The organism is Streptosporangium sp. LJ11 (assembly GCF_051918945.1).
Classification (GTDB): domain Bacteria; phylum Actinomycetota; class Actinomycetes; order Streptosporangiales; family Streptosporangiaceae; genus Streptosporangium.
The window spans coordinates 41,161-59,207 of the sequence record NZ_JBPXMB010000009.1; the positions used below are offsets into that span (position 1 = coordinate 41,161).

Annotated in this window: 17 protein-coding genes; 13 read left to right on the top strand and 4 right to left on the bottom strand. The window is 72.6% G+C overall.

Going from position 1 to position 18,047, the window contains the following annotated elements; translation table 11 throughout:
- Positions 1 to 162: 162 nt before the first annotated feature.
- From ACTOQ3_RS15185 to ACTOQ3_RS15200, 4 genes are all read left to right on the top strand, one after another.
- Positions 163 to 1,614 carry a carotenoid oxygenase family protein gene (locus tag ACTOQ3_RS15185; protein WP_440084021.1) on the top strand — a complete coding sequence of 484 codons (1,452 nt, stop codon included), beginning with the start codon at positions 163 to 165 and terminating at the stop codon, positions 1,612 to 1,614.
- A gap of 35 nt (positions 1,615 to 1,649) precedes the next feature.
- Positions 1,650 to 2,819: an acetyl-CoA C-acyltransferase gene (locus ACTOQ3_RS15190; protein ID WP_440084022.1), complete on the top strand. Its 1,170-nt coding sequence runs from the start codon at positions 1,650 to 1,652 to the stop codon at positions 2,817 to 2,819.
- Positions 2,816 to 3,808, top strand: coding sequence for an LLM class F420-dependent oxidoreductase (locus ACTOQ3_RS15195; protein WP_440084023.1), 993 nt, complete (start codon positions 2,816 to 2,818; stop codon positions 3,806 to 3,808). Before ACTOQ3_RS15190 ends, ACTOQ3_RS15195 begins: the two co-directional genes overlap by 4 nt.
- Before the next feature lie 126 nt (positions 3,809 to 3,934).
- Positions 3,935 to 4,129: a hypothetical protein gene (locus tag ACTOQ3_RS15200; RefSeq protein WP_440084024.1), complete on the top strand. Its 195-nt coding sequence runs from the start codon at positions 3,935 to 3,937 to the stop codon at positions 4,127 to 4,129.
- A gap of 77 nt (positions 4,130 to 4,206) precedes the next feature.
- Here the strand turns inward: ACTOQ3_RS15200 and ACTOQ3_RS15205 are convergent, their stop codons facing one another.
- Together ACTOQ3_RS15205 and ACTOQ3_RS15210 are read right to left on the bottom strand one after the other, a co-directional pair.
- Positions 4,207 to 4,515: a DUF3817 domain-containing protein gene (locus tag ACTOQ3_RS15205; RefSeq protein WP_440084025.1), complete on the bottom strand. Its 309-nt coding sequence runs from the start codon at positions 4,513 to 4,515 to the stop codon at positions 4,207 to 4,209.
- Positions 4,516 to 4,544: 29 nt separating this feature from the next.
- Entirely contained in the window at positions 4,545 to 5,435 is an 891-nt protein-coding gene (locus tag ACTOQ3_RS15210) for an SURF1 family protein (RefSeq protein ID WP_440084026.1), read from the bottom strand.
- 132 nt (positions 5,436 to 5,567) lie between these two features.
- Between ACTOQ3_RS15210 and ACTOQ3_RS15215 the strand changes: the two genes are divergently transcribed.
- Both ACTOQ3_RS15215 and ACTOQ3_RS15220 read left to right on the top strand, forming a co-directional pair.
- Positions 5,568 to 5,744, top strand: a complete 177-nt coding sequence (locus ACTOQ3_RS15215; protein ID WP_329425724.1) for a hypothetical protein — start codon at positions 5,568 to 5,570, stop codon at positions 5,742 to 5,744.
- A 289-nt stretch (positions 5,745 to 6,033) separates the two neighbouring features.
- Positions 6,034 to 7,491 carry a flavin-containing monooxygenase gene (locus ACTOQ3_RS15220; RefSeq protein WP_440084027.1) on the top strand — a complete coding sequence of 486 codons (1,458 nt, stop codon included), beginning with the start codon at positions 6,034 to 6,036 and terminating at the stop codon, positions 7,489 to 7,491.
- A gap of 103 nt (positions 7,492 to 7,594) precedes the next feature.
- Here ACTOQ3_RS15220 and ACTOQ3_RS15225 read toward each other — a convergent pair whose 3' ends face one another.
- Entirely contained in the window at positions 7,595 to 9,361 is a 1,767-nt protein-coding gene (locus tag ACTOQ3_RS15225) for a gamma-glutamyltransferase family protein (protein WP_440084028.1), read from the bottom strand.
- Positions 9,362 to 9,491: 130 nt separating this feature from the next.
- On the opposite strand from ACTOQ3_RS15225, the gene ACTOQ3_RS15230 reads away from it, so the two are divergent.
- The 7 genes from ACTOQ3_RS15230 to ACTOQ3_RS15260 all read left to right on the top strand — a co-directional run bounded on the left by ACTOQ3_RS15230 (position 9,492) and on the right by ACTOQ3_RS15260 (position 16,701).
- Positions 9,492 to 10,619: a sensor histidine kinase gene (locus ACTOQ3_RS15230; protein ID WP_440084029.1), complete on the top strand. Its 1,128-nt coding sequence runs from the start codon at positions 9,492 to 9,494 to the stop codon at positions 10,617 to 10,619.
- Complete coding sequence (locus ACTOQ3_RS15235; protein ID WP_440084030.1) at positions 10,616 to 11,263, top strand: response regulator; 648 nt, start codon at positions 10,616 to 10,618, stop codon at positions 11,261 to 11,263. The genes ACTOQ3_RS15230 and ACTOQ3_RS15235 overlap by 4 nt, the downstream gene beginning before the upstream one ends.
- A 93-nt stretch (positions 11,264 to 11,356) precedes the next feature.
- Positions 11,357 to 11,980, top strand: a complete 624-nt coding sequence (locus tag ACTOQ3_RS15240; protein WP_440084031.1) for a Uma2 family endonuclease — start codon at positions 11,357 to 11,359, stop codon at positions 11,978 to 11,980.
- Positions 11,981 to 12,102: 122 nt separating this feature from the next.
- On the top strand, positions 12,103 to 12,621 hold the full coding sequence (locus tag ACTOQ3_RS15245; RefSeq protein ID WP_440084032.1) for an RNA polymerase sigma factor: 519 nt from the start codon (positions 12,103 to 12,105) through the stop codon (positions 12,619 to 12,621).
- Positions 12,618 to 13,820, top strand: coding sequence for a hypothetical protein (locus ACTOQ3_RS15250; RefSeq protein WP_440084033.1), 1,203 nt, complete (start codon positions 12,618 to 12,620; stop codon positions 13,818 to 13,820). Before ACTOQ3_RS15245 ends, ACTOQ3_RS15250 begins: the two co-directional genes overlap by 4 nt.
- A gap of 202 nt (positions 13,821 to 14,022) precedes the next feature.
- A complete protein-coding gene (locus ACTOQ3_RS15255; RefSeq protein ID WP_440084034.1) occupies positions 14,023 to 15,135 on the top strand; it encodes an urease accessory protein UreH domain-containing protein in 1,113 nt (370 codons plus the stop codon).
- 153 nt (positions 15,136 to 15,288) lie between these two features.
- Positions 15,289 to 16,701, top strand: coding sequence for a tetratricopeptide repeat protein (locus tag ACTOQ3_RS15260; protein WP_440084035.1), 1,413 nt, complete (start codon positions 15,289 to 15,291; stop codon positions 16,699 to 16,701).
- Between the two features lie 136 nt (positions 16,702 to 16,837).
- Here the strand turns inward: ACTOQ3_RS15260 and ald are convergent, their stop codons facing one another.
- Positions 16,838 to 17,953: an alanine dehydrogenase gene (gene ald / locus ACTOQ3_RS15265; RefSeq protein ID WP_440067317.1), complete on the bottom strand. Its 1,116-nt coding sequence runs from the start codon at positions 17,951 to 17,953 to the stop codon at positions 16,838 to 16,840.
- Positions 17,954 to 18,047 lie beyond the last annotated feature (94 nt).

An 18,047-nucleotide genomic window follows, 5' to 3' on the forward strand; every position in this document is an offset into this window, starting at 1 on the left:
CATGATCGTGCCCGTTTCCGGCGAGCACGGTCGTTCCCGCTTCCGGCGAAACCGCCAAACTACCAACCCGGCGCCGCCCGGACGGCTCGGTGCCCCTCCTGGCCACGCGTCGGCGGAGAACGGTCATTGACGAGCTGACTTCTTTTATCGTAGCGTCAAAGGATGGCGCAACCTATGGTGGTCATGGACGAGTCGGGCGAGCCGAATCCGTACCTGCTGGGCGTCTACGCCCCGGTCCAGGACGAGATCACGGCCGAGAACCTCAAGGTCATCGGCGAGATCCCGAAGGATCTCAACGGCGTCTACCTGCGCAACGGGCCCAACGCGCGGTTCCCGATGAAGGGGCGCTACCACTGGTTCGACGGCGACGGCATGGTGCACGCGATGCACTTCGAGAACGGCAGGGCCCGTTACCGCAACCGCTACGTCAGGACCAGGGCGTTCGAGGCCGAGTCGGCGGCCGGTCGGTCCCTGTGGACCGGCGTGATGGAGAACCCGAAGGGCAACCCGTTCGGCAACACCCGCGGGCTCGGCCTCAAGGACTCCGCCAACACCGACGTGATCTTCCATCGCGGCCAGGTCCTCACCACCTGGTACCTGTGCGGCTCCCCGTACGGCATGGACCCCCTCAGCCTGGAGACGCTCGGCGTCGAGACCTTCCTCGACACGCTCACCGGCGACTTCATGGCCCACCCCAAGGTCGACGAGCGGACCGGGGAGTTGTTCTGGTTCGACTACGGGCCCCGCAGGCCCTATCTGCGCTACGGGGTGGTCGGCGCGGGCGGGCAGGTCGAGCACTGCGTGGAGCTGGAGCTGCCGGGGGCGCGGCTGCCGCACGACATGGCGATCACCGAGAACCACGCGATCCTCATGGACCTGCCGCTCTACCAGGACATGGACGCCGCCCGCCAGGGCCGCTACAAGCTGACGTTCGACCGGGAGCTGCCCTCGCGCTTCGGCGTCATCCCCCGGCGCGGGCAGGCGCACGAGATCCGCTGGTTCGACGCGAAACCCTGCTACATCTACCACGTCGTCAACTCCTGGGAGGAGGACGGGGAGATCGTCCTGGACGTCTGCCGGGTGAGCCGGCCCGCGCCCGCCGGGGGCGGCAGCCCGCTGGCCCGCATGATCTCCTACCTCAAGCTCGACGCGCGGATGTACCGCTATCGCTTCGACCTGCGCACCGGCCGCACCTCCGAGGGGTTCGTGGACCCGGACCACAACACCGAGTTCCCCTCGGTGGACGCCAGGCTGACGGGTCTGCGGTCGCGCTACGCCTACAACGTGTCGGTCAAGGACGCCGCGACCAACCTCTTCGACGGCCTGGTCCGCTACGACAACGTGAGCGGCGCCAAGGAGACGTACCACTACGGCGAGCACCGCTACGGCAGCGAGGCCCCGTTCGCGCCGCGCGACGGCGCGACGGACGAGGAGGACGGCTACCTCGTCAGCTTCGTCACCGACGAGCGCGAGGGCACCTCCGAGGTGCAGGTCCTGCACGCGGCGAACCTGGGCGCCGGGCCGATCGCCCGGATCATCCTGCCCCAGCGGGTGCCGCTCGGCTTCCACGCCACCTGGGTACGCGCCGACCAGCTGAGGGACTCGACCACGTGAAGCCCGCGTACGACCTCCGACGGGAGCCGGAACAGATGGCGACATACATCTACGAGACCGTCAGAACCCCTCGGGGCAAGGCGAGGCCCGGCGGGGGGCTGGCGGACGTGACGCCGCTGACCATGCTGGAGAGGCTCGTGGACGCCCTGCGCGAGCGGACCGGTGTCGAGCGGGCGGACGACATGATCGTCGGCTGCGCCTCGCAGAACGCCGGCCAGGGCGGCAACCTGGCCAGGACCGCGGCGCTGACCTCGGGCTTCGACGCGCCCGGCATGACCGTCAACCGCTACTGCACCTCGGGCATCGACGCGGTCCGCACGGCCTTCGCGCTCGTGCAGTCCGGGCAGAGCCGCACCGTGGTCGCCGGAGGGGTCGAGTCGGTCTCCCAGGTGCCGATGTTCTCCGACGGCGGGCCGCTGTGGACCGATCCCGCGGTGATGGACCGGGTCGGATCGATCCACATGGGCGTCGCGGCGGACCTGGTCGCGACGGTCGAGGGCTTCGAACGCGAGGAACTCGACGCGTACGGCCTGCGCACCCAGATCCTGGCCGCCGAGGCGTGGGCCGCCGGGCGCCACGACCGCTCCCTGGTACCGGTCAACGACCTGCGGCGCGACGAGCACGTGCGGCCGGGCGTGACCCTGGAGGCGCTCGCCGCGATGGAACCCGCCTTCGCCGGCCAGGACGACCAGGACGCCCTCGTCCGCAGGCACCGCCCCGAGGTCGGCGAGCTGCGCCACCTGCACACCCGGGGCACCTCCCCCGGCCTGTGCGACGCGGCGGGCCTGCTCCTGGTCGGTTCCGGGACGGCCGGCGCGGAGCTCGGCCTGCGGCCCAGGGCCAGGATCGTGGGCACCGCGACCGCCTCCGTCGACCCGGTCACCATGCTCACCGCGGGCCAGCTCGCGGTCGAGCGGGTCATCGCCAGGGCCGGGCTCACCCCCGACGACGTCGAGGTCTACGAGTTCGCCGAGGCGTTCGCCGCGCTGTGCCTGAAGTTCCAGCGGGACCTGAAGGTCGGCGAGGACCGCTTCAACGTCAACGGCGGCACCATCGCGATGGGCCACGCCTTCGGCGCCACCGGGGCCATCCTCGTCGCCGCCTGCGCGGACGAGCTCGAACGCCGCGGGGCCCGGTACGGCGTCGCCGCGGTCAGCGGGGCCGCGGGCAGCGGTTCCGCCGTGCTGCTGGAGCGTGTCGCGTGAGGCTGGGCGTCTCCCTGGGACTCTGGCAGGACCGGCCGGCCGAGGAGGCCCTGCTGACCGCGAGGGCCGCCGACGAGCTGGGCTACGACGAGCTGTGGGTGGGCGAGATGGCCACCTACGACGCCTTCGCGCTGACCACCGCGATCGGGCTGTCCACCGGCCGGATCGGGCTCACCGTCGGGCCGCTGGCGGTGGCCGTACGGGACCCCATGATGATCGCGATGGGGGTGGCGTCGGTGGCGGACCTCGTCGGGAGGCCGGTGAACGTGGCGGTCGGCACGTCGAGCCCGCTCGTCGTCGAGGAGTGGCACGGCAGGTCACGGGCGCGGTCGGCCGCCGTGCTGCGGGAGGCGGTACGGGCGCTCAGACCATTGCTCGATGGCGACAAATCCGATTTTTCAGGTGAATGCGTGAAGAGTCGCGGCTATCGGCTCCGGCTCCCGGCGCCCCGCGCCGAGCTGACCGTGGCCGCCTTCGGCGCCTCCGCCGTGCGGACCGCCGCGACGGCCGACCGGATGGTGCTCAACCTGATCACCCCCGCCTCCGCCGCCCGCCTGACCGCCGACCTCCGCGCGGCGGTTCGGACAGCACCGGCACAGGGGCGAGGGCAGGATGCGGCCCCGGCGCCGAGGGTGGCGGCCTGGGTGACCGCCGCGGTCGACCCCGGGCGCGAGGCGGTCGACCGGATACGGCGCGCCGTCGTGGGATATCTCGCCGCGCCCGGGTACGGCGAGATGTTCGCCGAGGCCGGATTCGGGGACGTGGTCGCGTTCGCCAGGACCCGCCCGCACCCGCGCGAGCTGCTGGCCGCCGTCCCCGACGGCCTGCTGGAGTCGGTCGCCATGATCGACGACGTGGACGCGGCCCGCGAGCGCCTGCGCGCGTACGCCGACGCGGGCGTGGACGAGGTGGCCCTGGTCCCGGTCGGCACGGACGCCGACCCCGGCGGCGTGGCGACGCTCAAGGCGCTCAGGGCTCTGGCCCGATAACGAAACCCGAGGGCAAAATCACGATATATCTCGGTTGGAACCACCTCGATAGCTCCACACGTTGGACCGGCGACGCACAATGAACTACAGACGGGGCGTCCGCCCCGCGTTCGGAGGATGTTGAGGATGTCGCCCGTCCAGAAGTACGCGATCGGCGCCGGAGCAGTGGTGTTCCTGGCGTGGCTGCTGCCCCTGCCAGGTTTCGTGACGCTGCTGATCATCCTGGGCGTCGTCGCCGCCCCGGTCGTCGGCTACCTGATGCTCGACCCGTCACAGCGCGAGCGCCTCAAGCGCTCGCGCCGCCGGGGTCTCGGCCGCTGACCCGGCGTCCGACCGCCCGCCGCGCCACGGCACGGCCCGGCCACGCGAACCCGCGTCTCCGGGCCGGTCCGGGCCGGTCAGGCGGCGGCCGCGAGCTCCGATTCCACCCGGCGGGTGACCTTGCGCTCGAACACGAACGAGAGCAGCGGCACGGTGCCCGCGAGCATCACCCCGAGGATGTACGGCCACGTCCAGCGCGCCTTCATGCCCAGGTTCATCGTGGCCACGAGATAGAGCATGTAGAGGAAGCCGTGGATCGGAGAGACGATCTTCGAGGGCTCCTCGATGCCGAAGCCGTACCTGAGCACGATGCAGGTGACCAGGACGAGCAGCATCACGCCGACGATGTAGGCCAGGATGCGAAAGGGCTTGAGAGCGGATTCCACGGTCGGTTACCTCGGTCTTGGGGTTCGGTTCACGGGGCGGTGCGGGCTGGTAGGGCGGGGGCTTCCGGCTCGGCCCCCGGAGCGGCCCCGGACTCGGCGCCGGTCCCGGGACCGGCGTCCCCGGGAGTGGCTCCGGGACCGGGGTCAGGGCCGGGGTCAGGCCCGGAACCGGACGCGGAGGGGACGTCGGAGCCGCGCTCCCGGGTGCGGCCGCGCAGCGCGTCGCGGACGAAGTGCCACCACATGAAGACCGCGAACAGCCCGAAGATCCACCACTGGGCGGCGTAGGCGAGGTTGCGCCAGGTGAGCCCGCCCCGCTCGGTCGGCGGGGGAACGCTCACCGGCCTGGCCGCGACCTCGGGGGCCGGTGACTGGGTGGCGGCAACCAGGAACCCGTCGCGCAGCTTCGTACCCCGCCAGACGTTGATCAGTTCGGCCGACGAGACGGTCAGCACCTGTCCCGGCGGCAGCTGCCGAACCCTGCGCTGGACGCTGTCGGTGGCCTCCGAGGGCTGCAGGCGCCCGCTGACGGTCACCCTCCCTTCGGAGGGAGCCGTGACGGCGGGGTCCCCGGCCGTGGCCACCCAGCCGCGCACGACCGGGATGGAGGTGCCGTCGCCGAGGTCGAGCGGCGCGAGCAGCCACAGGCCTCCGTCGCGCTCGGCCACCAGGAGCTGCTTCGAGGCGTCGAAGGTGCCCTCGGCGGTCACCCGGCGGCTGACCTTGTCGGCCGTCAGGTGCTCTCCGGGCGCGGTGAGCGTGGCCACCGCCACGGGGGCGGGGTCGAGCAGCGACTGGGGCCTGCCGGACTCCTCGAAGACACCGAGCTGCCACCTGCCCAGCAGACCGCACACGACGAGGGCTCCGACCGCGAGCAGGTGGAGCGCCACCACGCGGGCGGAGAACAGGATGCGGAGCATGGCACCACGCTATCCGCCCCGGTCGGCGGTCCGGCCCCCAGCACCCGCCCTTGGCCGGGCGCCGGGACATCCTTCCCGTGAAAGTGGACAAATCCGTGTTGGAGGGTATCCCGTATCGCTAAAGTCATCCCCATGTCTGATCCTCAGCAGATTGACCCCGCGGGCAACACCCAGGCGTTCCGTGCGTTCGCCCAGCGCAAGGACCCGGAGGCCGCTCCCGAGAAGCGGTCGCTCGCCCTGCCGATCACGGCGGCGGTGGTGGTGGCGGTGCTGGTCGTCGTCGCCGTGGCCGCGTACCTGCTGCTCTAACGACCGGGGGGTCCACAGCGCCGACGGCATCGCCCTCGGCGCTTTTCGTGTTACCGAACGGCCGGCAGCTCCCGGTGACGGGAGCATACCGACCGGGCGGTCTGGAACGACCCGCCGTGCCACGAGGGTGGACGACCTGCTCCCCGCTCATTACATTGGACGAATAATCCAATAGAAGCGAGCACGGACCGCTCTCATCGCACGGCCGGCACCGGCCGGACCGCCGGCGCCGCCCGGGAGCCGTCACCGGCGAGGAGCCGGGGAGAGCGAAGGGGAGCCAGGAGGCCCGATGAGCACGCGCCCCGGAATCACGATCATCGGCTCCGGCTTCGCCGGGCTGGGCATGGCGATCAAGCTCAAGGAAGCCGGATACCACGACTTCGTCATCCTGGAGAAGGCCGGCGACCTGGGCGGGACCTGGCGCGACAACACCTACCCCGGCTGCGCCTGCGACGTCCCCTCACCCCTGTACTCCTTCTCGTACGAGCCCGGCCCCGGCTGGTCGCGGATGTTCTCCCCCCAGGCCGAGATCCGCGACTACCTGCGGGCCTGCGTCGAGAAGTACGGCCTCGGCCCCCACCTGCGGTTCGGCGCGGAGGTCGTCGGGCTGGAGTACGACGACGCGGCGCGCCGCTGGCGGGTGGACGTCGCCGTGGGCGAGACCTTCACCACCAACGCGGTGGTCTCGGGCACCGGCGCGCTGCACGTGCCGTCGCTGCCCGCGATCCCCGGCCGCGAGAGCTTCGCGGGCCCGTCCTTCCACTCGGCCGAATGGGACCACTCGGTGGACCTGAGCGGGAAGCGGGTCGCGGTCATCGGCACCGGAGCGTCGGCGGTCCAGTTCGTCCCGCGGATCGCCGGGCGGGTCTCCCGCCTTCACGTCTTCCAGCGCACGCCCCCCTGGATCCACCCCAAGCCCGACTTCCCCTTCTCCCCCCGGGCGAGACGGCTCCTCGGCCTGCCCGGTGCCGCCCGCGCGCTGCGCGCCGCGATCTACTGGGCACTGGAGAGCCGGGCGCTGGGCTTCACCGTCGACCCGCGCCTGATGGGGGCCCACCGGAAGCTGGCCCTGCGCCACCTGGCCGACCAGGTCCCCGACCCGGCGCTGCGCGCCAGGCTCACCCCCGGCTACACGATCGGCTGCAAGCGCGTCCTGATCTCCAGCGACTACTACCCGGCGCTGGGCAGGGACAACGTCGAGGTGATCACCGACGAGGTGCGGGAGATCAGGGAGGGCTCGATCGTCGACTCCACCGGCAGGGAGACCGAGGTCGACGTGCTCGTCTACGGCACCGGCTTCAAGGTCACCTCCGCGCTGAACGAGCGGCGGATCGTCGGCAGGAACGGCAGGAAGATCCAGGACGCCTGGCAGGACGGCGTGCAGGCCTACTACGGCATCACCGTCGCCGGGTTCCCGAACCTGTTCCTCCTGCTCGGCCCCAACACCGGCCTGGGCCACAACTCGGTCGTCTTCATGATCGAATCGCAGGTCCGGTACGTCCTGGGCTGCCTGCGCCTGCTGTCCAGGACGAAGGCCAGGGCGCTCGACGTCCGCCCCGAGGCGCAGCGCGCCCACAACGACCGCCTCCAGGACCGCCTGAACCGCCGCGTCTGGAACAGGGGCGGCTGCGACAGCTGGTATCTCGACGAGCGCGGCGTCAACAGGACCCTCTGGCCGGGCTTCACCTTCGAGTACTGGGCGCGCACCCGGACGCCGAAACGCGAGGCCTACGAGCTGATCCCCTGACCCCCCGGCGCCCCGACGGCGCGGTCAGGACCGCGCCGCCGGGGTCGGCATCCGTTCGTACCGTCAGCGCCTGCCGCCGCGCCTGCCGCGGCGGACGGGAACCCTACCTGCGCCCGCTCACCACCAGCGCGCTGCCGCCGCCGCGACGGGTCGGCTCCGCCACCGCCTGGAGCCTCCCGTTCCGCAGGAACTCGACCGCCGTGGCCGCGCCGATCTCGGGGTTCAGCACGAGGCTGTGGCCCCGGCCGGTGAGCTCGGCGCCGTAGCGGTCGATGAAGCCCTGCTCGGCCTGGGTCTGGGCGGTGTTGCGCTGGGTGGCCCGGGGCGCCGCGAGCGCCTCGGGGAGCGACATGCCGAAGTCCCAGCGGTTGACCAGGATCTGCAGCACGGTGGTGATGATCGTCGAGCCGCCGGGGGAACCCAGCGCGATCAGCGGCCTGCCGTCCTTCAGGACGATCGTCGGCGCCATCGAGGAACGGGGCCGCTTGCCCGGCGCGGGCAGGTTCGGGTCGCCCGGGGCCGGCCCGAAGGTGAAGTCGGTCAGCTCGTTGTTGAGCAGGAAGCCCCGGCCGGGGACGACGATGCCGTTGCCGCCGGTCGACTCGATGGTGATGTTGTAGGCGACCACGTTGCCCCACCGGTCCGTGACCACCAGGTGCGTGGTCTCCGGCCCCTCGGGAGCCGACGGGGTGGCCTCCGCCGAGGGCGCGGGCGCGCACGGCCCGTACGTCCCGTCGGGGTTGCCCGGCGCGGCCGGGCTCGTCAGGGCCCGCTCGCCGATCAGGCAGGCGCGCTCCTTGGCGAACCCGTCGGACAGCAGCTCCTCGAGCGGGACGCCCGGGATGTCGCCCACGTACCTTCCCCGGTCGGCGAAGGAGAGCCTGGACGCCTCCAGGTACTCGTGCTCGCCGACCTCCGGCAGGGCCTCGAGGATGTTGAGCGCCTCGCCGACCGTCGAGCCCCCCGAGGACGGCGGCGCCATGCCGTACACGTCCATGCCCTTGTACGTCACCTTCGTGGGCGGCCGTTCGAGCGCCCGGTAGGCCCTCAGGTCGGCCAGCTCCATCAGCCCCGGCCGCACGTTGCGGGTGGAGCCCGGGGTGACCGGCGGCTTCTTGACGGTGGCCACGATCTCGGCGCCCAGGCCGCCGCCGTACAGCCACTCGCCGCCCTGCCTGCCGAGCCTGCGGTAGGTGTCGGCCAGCTCGGGGTTGCGGAAGGTGGAGCCGACCGGCGGCGGGGCACCTCCCGGCAGGTAGAGCTTGGCGGTGGAGGTGAAGTCCTTGAAACGGGCTGCGTTGGCGGCGGTCTGGTCGTAGAAGGTCTGGTCGACCTTGAAGCCCTTGGACGCGACCTCGATCGCGGGCTTCAGGGCCTGGCGCAGTGAGAGCGTGCCGAACCTGCGCAGCGCCAGCTCCCACTGGGCGACGCTGCCGGGCACCCCCGCGGACAGCCCGCTGGTCACGGCCTCGTCGAACGGGATGCCCTCCAGGGAGGCGGGCCCCATCGCCTTCGGCGCGGTCTCCCGGCCGTCGATCGTGTGGATCTTCTTGCGGCGCGCGTCGTAGTAGACGATGAACCCGCCCCCGGCCAGTCCGGCCGAGTAGGGCTCGGTCACGCCCAGGGTGGCCGCCGCGGCGACCGCCGCGTCCATGGCGTTGCCGCCCCCGCGCAGCACGCCCAGCGCGACCTCGCTGGCGTCGAGGTCGACGGTCGAGACCGCGCCCCCGTACCCCTCCGCGACGGGTTTCTTCTCCGCCTGCGGCCACACCTGCGACGCCTGTGGAGCGGCGGCGGCGGGTTGGACGAGCAGTAAGGAACTTCCCACCAGGATCCCCGCCAGGGGGGTGGCGAATCGACGATTGATCATGAGACCTCCCGCAGACAGCTTGACTCAGCCCGTGAGCCTTGTCAGCCCCTTCCCTACCGCAGGGGATGTAGTACCTCATGCCTCACGAGGTGGACGCGAGCTTCGGGCGGGCGCACGTACAGTGCTGAACGTGCACGCCAAACCCCGCTGGGCCGAGTTCCTGCTCCCGCTGTTCGCGGGGGTCTTCCAGGGCATGGCCACCCGCGGCGTGCAGTGGTGGCAGGTCCACGACCCCGGCATGCTCAGGGTCCCGCTCGACCCGCTGGGCTGGGCGCTCGTGCTGGCCGGACCCCTGGCCCTGATCGTACGCCGCCGCCACCCGGTGCTCTGCCTGGCGGTCGCGGTGGGCTCGACCGCGATCTTCATCGGCCTCGGCCACCCCTACGGCCCGGTCTTCCTCAGCCCGATCGTCGCGCTGCACACCGCCGTGGCGCGCGGTCACCGCCGGGCGGCCTGGTCGATGTGGGGCCTGGCCTACGTGTTCCTCGTGGTCTACACGTCCTGGCTCGCCCCCGTCCGCCCGGCCGGCTGGTTCCACGACCTCACGGTGGGCGCGCTGATGGGCCTGGTCCTGGTGGTGGCGGAGTTCTCGCGGGCCAGGAGGGAACGGCAGGCCGAGCGCGAGCGGGTGGAGGAGGAGGAGCTGCGGCGGCGGGCCAGCGAGGAGCGGCTGACCATGGCGCAGGAGCTGCACGACGTGCTCGCGCACAACATCTCCCTCATCCACGTCCAGGCGTCCACCGCCCTGCACCTCATCGAGGAGCATCCCGAGCAGGCCCGGACCGCGCTCACCACGATCAAGCAGGCGTCCAAGGACGTGCTGACCGAGATGCGGTCGGTCCTCAACGTCCTGCGCGACGGCGCGCCCCGCTCCCCCACCGCCGGGCTGGACCGGCTCGACGAGCTCATCGAGCGCAGCGGGCTGCCGGTCACCAAGAAGATCGTCGGCGAGGCCGGGCCGCTGCCTCCCGGCGTCGACCGGGCCGGGTACCGCATCGTGCAGGAGGCCCTCACCAACGTCACCCGGCACGCCCCCGGCGCGTCGGTCACGGTCGTGCTCGGCTACGACCCCCGCGTGCTGACCGTCCAGGTCACCGACTCGGGCGGCGGCACGCCCGGGGAGAGCCTGGGCAGCGGGAACGGCGTTCCCGGCATGCGGGAGCGGGCCTCGGCCCTTGGGGGAACGCTGACCGCCACGCACCACGGCCGGGGCTTCCGCGTCGAGGCCCGGCTGCCGATCCCGAAGGAACCCCGATGATCAGAATCGTGCTCGCCGACGACCAGGCCCTCGTCAGGGCCGGGTTCCGTGCCCTGCTGGACGCGCAGCCGGGGATGACCGTGGTGGCCGAGGCCTCCGACGGGGCGGAGGCCCTGCGGCTGGTCGCCGAGCACGAGCCGGACGTGGTCCTGATGGACATCCGCATGCCCGGCATGGACGGGCTGACCGCCACCCGCGAGATGCCCGCCGGGCCGAGGATCGTCATCCTGACGACCTTCGAGCTGGACGAGTACGTCTTCGAGGCCCTCCGCGGCGGCGCCAGCGGCTTCCTGGTCAAGGACACGGAACCGGCCGAGCTCATCCAGGCCGTCCGGGTGGTGGCCGGAGGCGACGCCCTGCTCTCCCCCGGCGTGACCCGCCGCCTCATCGCCGAGTACGCGAGCCGCGCCAAGGAGCCGCACCACACCCGCGACCTCGGCCTGCTCACCGACCGCGAGCGCGAGGTCCTCGCCCTGGTCGGCACCGGCATGACCAACGACGAGATCGCGGGCGAGCTCTTCATGAGCCCCGCCACCGCCAAGACCCACGTCAGCCGGACCATGATGAAACTCCACGCCCGCGACCGCGCCCAGCTGGTCGTCATCGCCTACGAATCCGGCCTCGTCCGCCCCGGCTGGATCTGACGCCCCGCGTCCCGGTAAAGGCTCGCGCCCGCTCGCTCCACTTGCGATACTCAACGTGTTCACCAGAACACGAAGGGACATATCGTCATGGTCATGACATCGCGACGGAGCCACGCCAATCTGCGCCCCTCCCCCGAGACCTCGTCCCAGCCCTTGCCAGGAACGGCGCGCGAGCTCTTCGACGCGCTTCCGCAGCTTCCAGGGCTGCGGACCGAAATCATCGACGGGAGACTGATAGTGAGCCCGGTGGGCACCCCCGAACACGCCAGGATCGCGATGCGCCTGTATCGCGCGCTCCTTCCGCTCATCGAGGAGAAGGAGTGGGACGGCTTCAGCGGGAACGTCGACGTCTGCATAGAAGGACCACGTGATCCGGTTGAGCCAGATTTCGTCCTGGCGCCCGCCGACTGCCCGCGCTGGGGCGCCCGCGAGCTGCTCTCCTCCGGGCTTCTCATGGTCGCCGAGATCGTGTCTCCGGGGAGCACCGTCGACGACCGCGACCGCAAGCCCGCCATTTACGCCTCCGGTGGCGTCCCCGTGATGCTCCTCGTCGACCCCGTGGCCGCGCCCGCCACCGTGACGGTCCTCAGCGACCCCAAGGAGGGCGAGTACCGGACCTCCACCCGGGTCGAGATGGGCTCGCGCCTCCACCTCCCCGAGCCGGTCGACTTCACCCTCGACACCTCGATCTTCGCGGACACCCGGACCACGCCGTAAGCAGGAGGCCGGACGGCGGGCCGATTCGCGCGTCCCCGGCGGCCCCGGCCGGTCGGGCGGGCGAACGAACACTTCACGCCCGTCCCAAGCAGCGAATCGGGGCCGGTGCGCGTTCTTAGGGCATGAACGGCGAGATAGTCGCTCTCCCCGCCGTGCCACCCGACGCCGAGGCGGTACTGGCCGGCCTCTACCGCGAGCACTGGCTCGCCCTGGTGCGCCTGGCCGTGCTGCTCGTCGGCGACCGGGAGTGCGCGGAGGACGTCGTACAGGACGTCTTCTCCAGGCTGCACGGCAAGGGTCCCGAGACGCTCACCCTGACATACATCCGCGTCTGCGTGCTGAACGCCTCGCGCTCGGTCCTGCGCAGGCGCGGCGTCGCCGCCAGGGCGGTGCTGGGACGGCCGGAAGAGCCGGTGGACTCCGCGGAGACGGCCGCGCTGCTGGGCGAGTCGCGGCAGGAGATGCTGGCCGCGCTCAGCCGGCTGCCCAGGCGGCAGCGCGAGGTCCTCGTCCTGCGCTACTACCTCGATATGTCCAACGCCGACATCGCCCAGGCGACGCGCCTCAGGGAGAGCACCGTGCGGTCCACCGCCTTCAGGGCCCTGGAGCGGCTCGAACGCGAACTGGGAGGCAAGGCATGACCGAGATCGAGGACCGGCTCAGGGACGCGATGGCCGCCAAGGCCGGGAGCGTGCGGGACGACGGGCGGCCCCGGACCCTGCCCGTGGCACGCGGGACGTCGTCCGGCGCCAGGTGGTGGGCCCCGATCGCGGTGGCGGCCGCCATCGTGACCGTGGTGGCCGCGACCGTCGTGGGAACGCGTACGGTCACGCCGCCCGCACCGGCGGTCCCGGCGGTTCCGACGGTGCGGCCGACGCCCCGCGCCGGCTCCCTCGCACCGCCGTTCAGGCAGGTGTGGCCGGGCGCGGTGCACGAGATCCCGGCGAAGGGGCCCGGCGGCCGGGTGTTCACCCCGGACGTGTTCGTCACCGACCGGGTCGTGGTCGGGCGGGGGCTCACCGAGAACCGGCTCGACGGGATCTGGTCGTACGACGTCGACAGGCGGAGGTTCACCCGGATCGCGCCGCTCAAGGACCTGAACGTGATGAACGCGCCGCTGGTCTTCGGCGACGGTCACCTGGCGTGGTCCACGCTCCGCGACCGTCTGACGGAGATATGGGCGGTGCCGGTCACGGGCGGCGTCCCGCGGCGGATCGCCTCGGTCACGGCCGTGTTCGTCGACAATACCTACAGCGGGATCGACCTGGCCATCGCCGGCGGCATGGCCGTGTGGTCGCCGCTCGACGGCGGCGGCGTCCACCGGGCTCCGCTGACGGGCGGGAAGGCGTCCCTGGTCGACGGCACGAGAGGCTTCCACCTGGTCGACTGGCCGTGGGCCGGGCGGCCCGAGCGGGACATGATGGCGGAGCGTCCCAGCGTTCGCCCGATGGAGTTCCTGAAGAACGTGCTCACCGGCGAGACCAGGGACGCGGCCCCGCCGGCGGGGCTGACGTCCTGGAGCGACTGCGGGGTGACGTGGTGCCTCAACGGCGCCGAGGCGTGGCGACGCGACGGCACGGACCGGCATGGGCTGCCGGGGACGGCCCGCGGGTCTCTCTACTCGGGCCGCTTCGTCCTGCTCCACCAGAAGGGCCGCGACGGCGGGGGGGCGAGCTCCCTGCACGACGTCGCCACGGGCCGCACCGGCCTGCTGTTCCCGGTTCCGACGCGCCTGGGGGACAAGGCTGCTCCCACCCTGTACGTGCACGAGGGCATGTTCCGCTTCCGGTCGGGACCGGGCAGGCAGGTCCTCGTCAACCTGAACGCCGCCGGCCGATGAGCCCCGCCGCCGACGGGATTCGCCGCGCGAAGTGGCGCGCGCCCCGGGGTGCGCGCCCGGCCGCCGGAAGGCCGGATGCCCGGTGAGGAGCCCGGGAACCGGACCTCCGATGAGAAGGCCGGAAACCTGGACGCCCGGTAAGGACAGCGTGCGCGCTCGGTAAGGAAATGTCACCGTCGGTCGCCCTCCGGGGAGATTACGTTTGGTCCGTGGGGATCTGGATGGTCACCGGGGATGTCCGCTGAGCGCGGGACCGGCCGCGCTGTTCGCCGGGGGGCTCGCCGCGGGACTGGTCGCGGGTACGGCCTCGTGCGCGGCCGTGCAGGGCGGCCTGCTCACCGGGCTCACCTCCCGCCGCCCGGCCGGCTCCGGCGGGCGCGGCGGGGCCGGGGCGGATCCCACGGGTCCTTCGGGTCCCACGGTCGTCGCGCTGTTCCTCGCCGGGCGCCTCGGCTCCCACACGGCGGCCGGAGCCCTGCTCGGCCTCGCCGGGTCCGCGGTGCGGCTGGGTCCTCAGGCCAGGGCCGCGCTGCTCGTCGCGGCCGGGATCGCGGTCGTGTTCTTCGGAATCCGCATGTTCGGCCGCGAACCGCAGGACGGATGCCGCCCGGACACCTCACAGGGCGGGCGTACGTCCCGGCGCGGCGGCGTGTCCGGGATCGCCGCCCCCGCGCCCAGGGCGCTGGCGCTCGGTGCCGCGACGATCCTGCTGCCGTGCGGGGTGACGCTCAGCACCGAGATGGTGGCGGTCTCCAGCGGGTCGGCGCTGGGCGGGGCCGCGGTGATGGCGGGCTTCGTGACGGGGACGGCTCCCGCGTTCGCCCTGCTCGGGCTGGTCCTGCGGCGGGCCGCGACGACCAGGCTGGCGGCGCTGGCGGGGGTCGTCGCACTGGCGGCGGGCCTGTGGACGATCTCCTCGGGACTGAGTCTCGGGGGGTGGCTCCCCGGGTCCGGCGGCCCGGCGATGGCGGCGGACGGCCAGGCATGGCCGATGGGCGCCCCGGCGGGAAGGACGGGGAGGGCGGCGGACAACCAGGGAGGCGATACCGCGGCCGTCCGCGCCGGCGGCGTCCAGCGGGTCGAGGTCCGGGCCACCGGCCACGGCTACCGGCCGGGCGTGGTGACCGTCCGTGCGGGAGTTCCCACCGACCTCGTCTTCCGTCTCGAGGGCGTCCCCGGCTGCACCCGGACGCTCACGATCGACGGCCGCGACGTGGCACTGCCCGCCACGGTACGGCTGGGCGCGCGAGAGGCGGGTTCCCTGCGCTACGTCTGCTCGATGGGCATGTACGTGGGGTTCGTGCGCTTCGTCTGAGCATCGGGATCCGGGCACCGGTTCACCGGGCCGGGCGCGACGATCGGATCGACGGCGGGCCGGTGGACGGAAGTCACGATTACCCTCCGCCACCGATCGGTTACGTGTCACCCTGTGACCTGTCGGCTGCGCGACGTCGGCGAGGAGGGTGACATGGGGTGGTGGCCTGACGACCCGGAGGCGACCGCGGGGCTGGTACCCACCCCCCGGAGCACCGAGCACGAGAACGACACGGACGGCGAGACGGCGCTGTTGCTCGCCGCGCACGGCGGTGACGTGCAGGCCGCCCACCAGCTGGGCCGCCACTTCGCGCAGCGGGGCGACCGCTCGGCGGCACGGCACTGGTGGGAGCGCGCGGCGGCCGCGGGAAACCTCGACAGCGCCTACAACCTGGGGATCTGGCACGAGAAGCACGGCACTCCCGCGGAGGCCGCGCGATGGTACGAACTGGCGGCGAACGCCGGAGACGTCGAGGCCGCGGTGAACCTGGCGACCCTCCTGCTGGAGCAGCACGGCGACGTCCCCGCCGCCCGGCGGTGGTTCGAGACGGCGGCCAGGGCGGGCTCCCGCGCGGCGGCCCGGCGGCTCGCGCTGCTCTGCGAGGACGGCGGCGAGGTGAAGGCGGCCGGGGAGTGGCACCGCAGGGCCGCGACGGACGGCGACCTGGCCTCGGCCCACGACCTCGGATTCCTCGCCTACGCCTCCGGCGAGGAGGACGAGACGCTGCGCTGGTGGGAGCTGGCCGCCCGGAGCGGCCATGCCGACGCGGCCTACCACCTCGGGCTGTTCCTGCAGGCCAACCGCGACCCCGAGGGGGCGGAGGCGTTCTTCCGGCTGGCCGCCAGGAACGAGCACCCCGGCGCCGCGTCCCAGCTCGGCGGGATCGCGCTGTCCCTCGGTGACCTGCGCACCGCGCGCGCCTGGTTCGAGCGGGCGGCCTGCACCGGCAGGATCGACGACCAGCGGACGGCCGGGTTCGTGTGCGTGGAGATGAGCGACGCGCGGGGGGCCGGCCACTGGTTCAGCCGGGCCGCGGCGGGAGGCGACCCGGAGGCGGCCTTCAATTTCGGCCTGCTGCTCATCGCCGAGCACAGCGACCTGCAGGGCGGGCAGCACTGGTTCCGCCAGGCGGCACAGGCGGGACACCACCGGGCCGCGGTCGAGCTGGCCGCGCTGCTGTCGGCCGCGGGCTTCTCCCGCGAGGCGGAGCGGTGGCTGTCCGATCCGCCCTCTCCCCCGTGGAGCCGGACCACCGAGCCCGAGCTCGTCGCCCGCGCCGAGCTGGCCGCGGCCGCCGTCGCCCGGCGGGGCGGCGCCCCCCTGAGGGTCGCCGACCTGACCGAGATCCTCGGCACCTGGGAGTTCGTCACCCGGCCGCTGCGCGACCACACCGACGTCACGGCGTGGCTGACCGAGCGGAGCGGGCTGCCGTCGGGCGCGATCGAGCACCTGGCGTCCGTACGGGCCACGCTGTTGCGCCCCGGCGGCGCCCCCTGGCCGACCCCGGTGGAGATCGAGCACGTCCTGGTCACCGCACGCGCCCTGCGTTCCGGCTGGTCTCCGTGAACGAGGCGTGAACGAGGCGTGGGCAGGGAGGGGGCGAGACCGTGACCGGCGCCGTTCCCCTCGCGAACCGGCCCCCGCGGCCCGGCGGGGTCACGCGTCCCGCGCCCGGCCGGCGCGGGACGTACGGACCCCGGTCTCAGGCGGCGATGACCTCGGAGACCGGCACGTGCGGCAGGCCGAGGGCGATGGCGACCTGCTCGTTGGTGAGCCGTCCCGCGTGGGTGTTGAGGCCCAGCGCGAGGGAGGCGTCCCGCTGGAGCGCGGTCTTCCAGCCGAGACCGGCCAGCTTGACCGCGTAGGGCAGCGTGGCGTTGGTCAGCGCGTAGGTGGAGGTGTTGGCGACGGACCCCGGCATGTTGGCCACGCAGTAGAAGATCGAGTTGTGGACCTGGTAGGTCGGCTCGGCGTGCGTGGTCGGGCGGGAGTCCTCGAAGCAGCCGCCCTGGTCGATGGCGATGTCGACGAGCACGGAGCCCGGCTTCATGCGGGAGACCAGCTCGTTGGAGACGAGGGTCGGGGCCTTGGCCCCGGGGATCAGCACGGCGCCGATGACCAGGTCGGCCTCCAGGACCTCCTTCTCGATCGCGTACGAGGTCGAGACGAGGGTCTTGAGACGGCCCTGGTAGATGGCGTCGACGAAGCGCAGGCGGTCGATGTTGAGGTCGAGGACGGTGACGTCCGCGCCCATGCCGACCGCGATCTGCGCGGCGTTGAGCCCGGAGACGCCCGCGCCGATGACGACGACCTTGGCGGGGGCCACGCCGGGCACGCCGCCGGGCAGTACGCCGCGCCCGCCGTTGAAGCGCATCAGGTTGTAGGCGCCGACCTGCGGGGCCAGCCGGCCCGCGACCTCGGACATCGGGGCGAGCAGCGGCAGGGTGTTGCCGACCTGGACGGTCTCGTACGCGATGCCGGTGACCTGGCGGTCGAGGAGGGCGTCGGTGCACTCGCGGCCGGCCGCGAGGTGCAGGTAGGTGAAGAGCACCTGGCCGGGGCGCATGCGGTGGTACTCCTCCGCGATGGGCTCCTTCACCTTGAGGATCATCTCGGCCTGGTCCCACACCTCGTCGGCGCTGTCGAGGATCTTGGCCCCGGCGAAGAGGTACTCCTCGTCGGTGAGGTGCGAGCCGAGGCCCGCACCGCGCTGGATGTAGACGTCGTGGCCGTGACGGACGAGCTCGTGCACGCCCGCCGGGGTCGCGGCGACGCGGTACTCGTGGTTCTTGACCTCGGCAGGCACGCCGATCTTCATGGGATTTCCTTTCGTTGTTTCGACGGAGTGGCACAGCGAGGCTTCCGCGGGTGCGGTGCGGTCTCACTCCGGCGGACATGGCGCCGGACGGCGA

What these genes read in the sequence shown, in the direction of transcription:
- ACTOQ3_RS15245 (WP_440084032.1), top strand. Translation starts at nt 12,103, where the DNA reads ATGAACGGCGAGATAGTCGCTCTCCCCGCCGTGCCACCCGACGCCGAG.
- ACTOQ3_RS15235 (WP_440084030.1), top strand. Translation starts at nt 10,616, where the DNA reads ATGATCAGAATCGTGCTCGCCGACGACCAGGCCCTCGTCAGGGCCGGG.
- ACTOQ3_RS15260 (WP_440084035.1), top strand. Translation starts at nt 15,289, where the DNA reads ATGGGGTGGTGGCCTGACGACCCGGAGGCGACCGCGGGGCTGGTACCC.
- ACTOQ3_RS15225 (WP_440084028.1), bottom strand. Translation starts at nt 9,361, where the DNA reads ATGATCAATCGTCGATTCGCCACCCCCCTGGCGGGGATCCTGGTGGGA.
- ACTOQ3_RS15240 (WP_440084031.1), top strand. Translation starts at nt 11,357, where the DNA reads ATGACATCGCGACGGAGCCACGCCAATCTGCGCCCCTCCCCCGAGACC.
- ACTOQ3_RS15215 (WP_329425724.1), top strand. Translation starts at nt 5,568, where the DNA reads ATGTCTGATCCTCAGCAGATTGACCCCGCGGGCAACACCCAGGCGTTC.
- ACTOQ3_RS15210 (WP_440084026.1), bottom strand. Translation starts at nt 5,435, where the DNA reads ATGCTCCGCATCCTGTTCTCCGCCCGCGTGGTGGCGCTCCACCTGCTC.
- ald (WP_440067317.1), bottom strand. Translation starts at nt 17,953, where the DNA reads ATGAAGATCGGCGTGCCTGCCGAGGTCAAGAACCACGAGTACCGCGTC.
- ACTOQ3_RS15250 (WP_440084033.1), top strand. Translation starts at nt 12,618, where the DNA reads ATGACCGAGATCGAGGACCGGCTCAGGGACGCGATGGCCGCCAAGGCC.
- ACTOQ3_RS15190 (WP_440084022.1), top strand. Translation starts at nt 1,650, where the DNA reads ATGGCGACATACATCTACGAGACCGTCAGAACCCCTCGGGGCAAGGCG.
- ACTOQ3_RS15220 (WP_440084027.1), top strand. Translation starts at nt 6,034, where the DNA reads ATGAGCACGCGCCCCGGAATCACGATCATCGGCTCCGGCTTCGCCGGG.
- ACTOQ3_RS15200 (WP_440084024.1), top strand. Translation starts at nt 3,935, where the DNA reads ATGTCGCCCGTCCAGAAGTACGCGATCGGCGCCGGAGCAGTGGTGTTC.
- ACTOQ3_RS15185 (WP_440084021.1), top strand. Translation starts at nt 163, where the DNA reads ATGGCGCAACCTATGGTGGTCATGGACGAGTCGGGCGAGCCGAATCCG.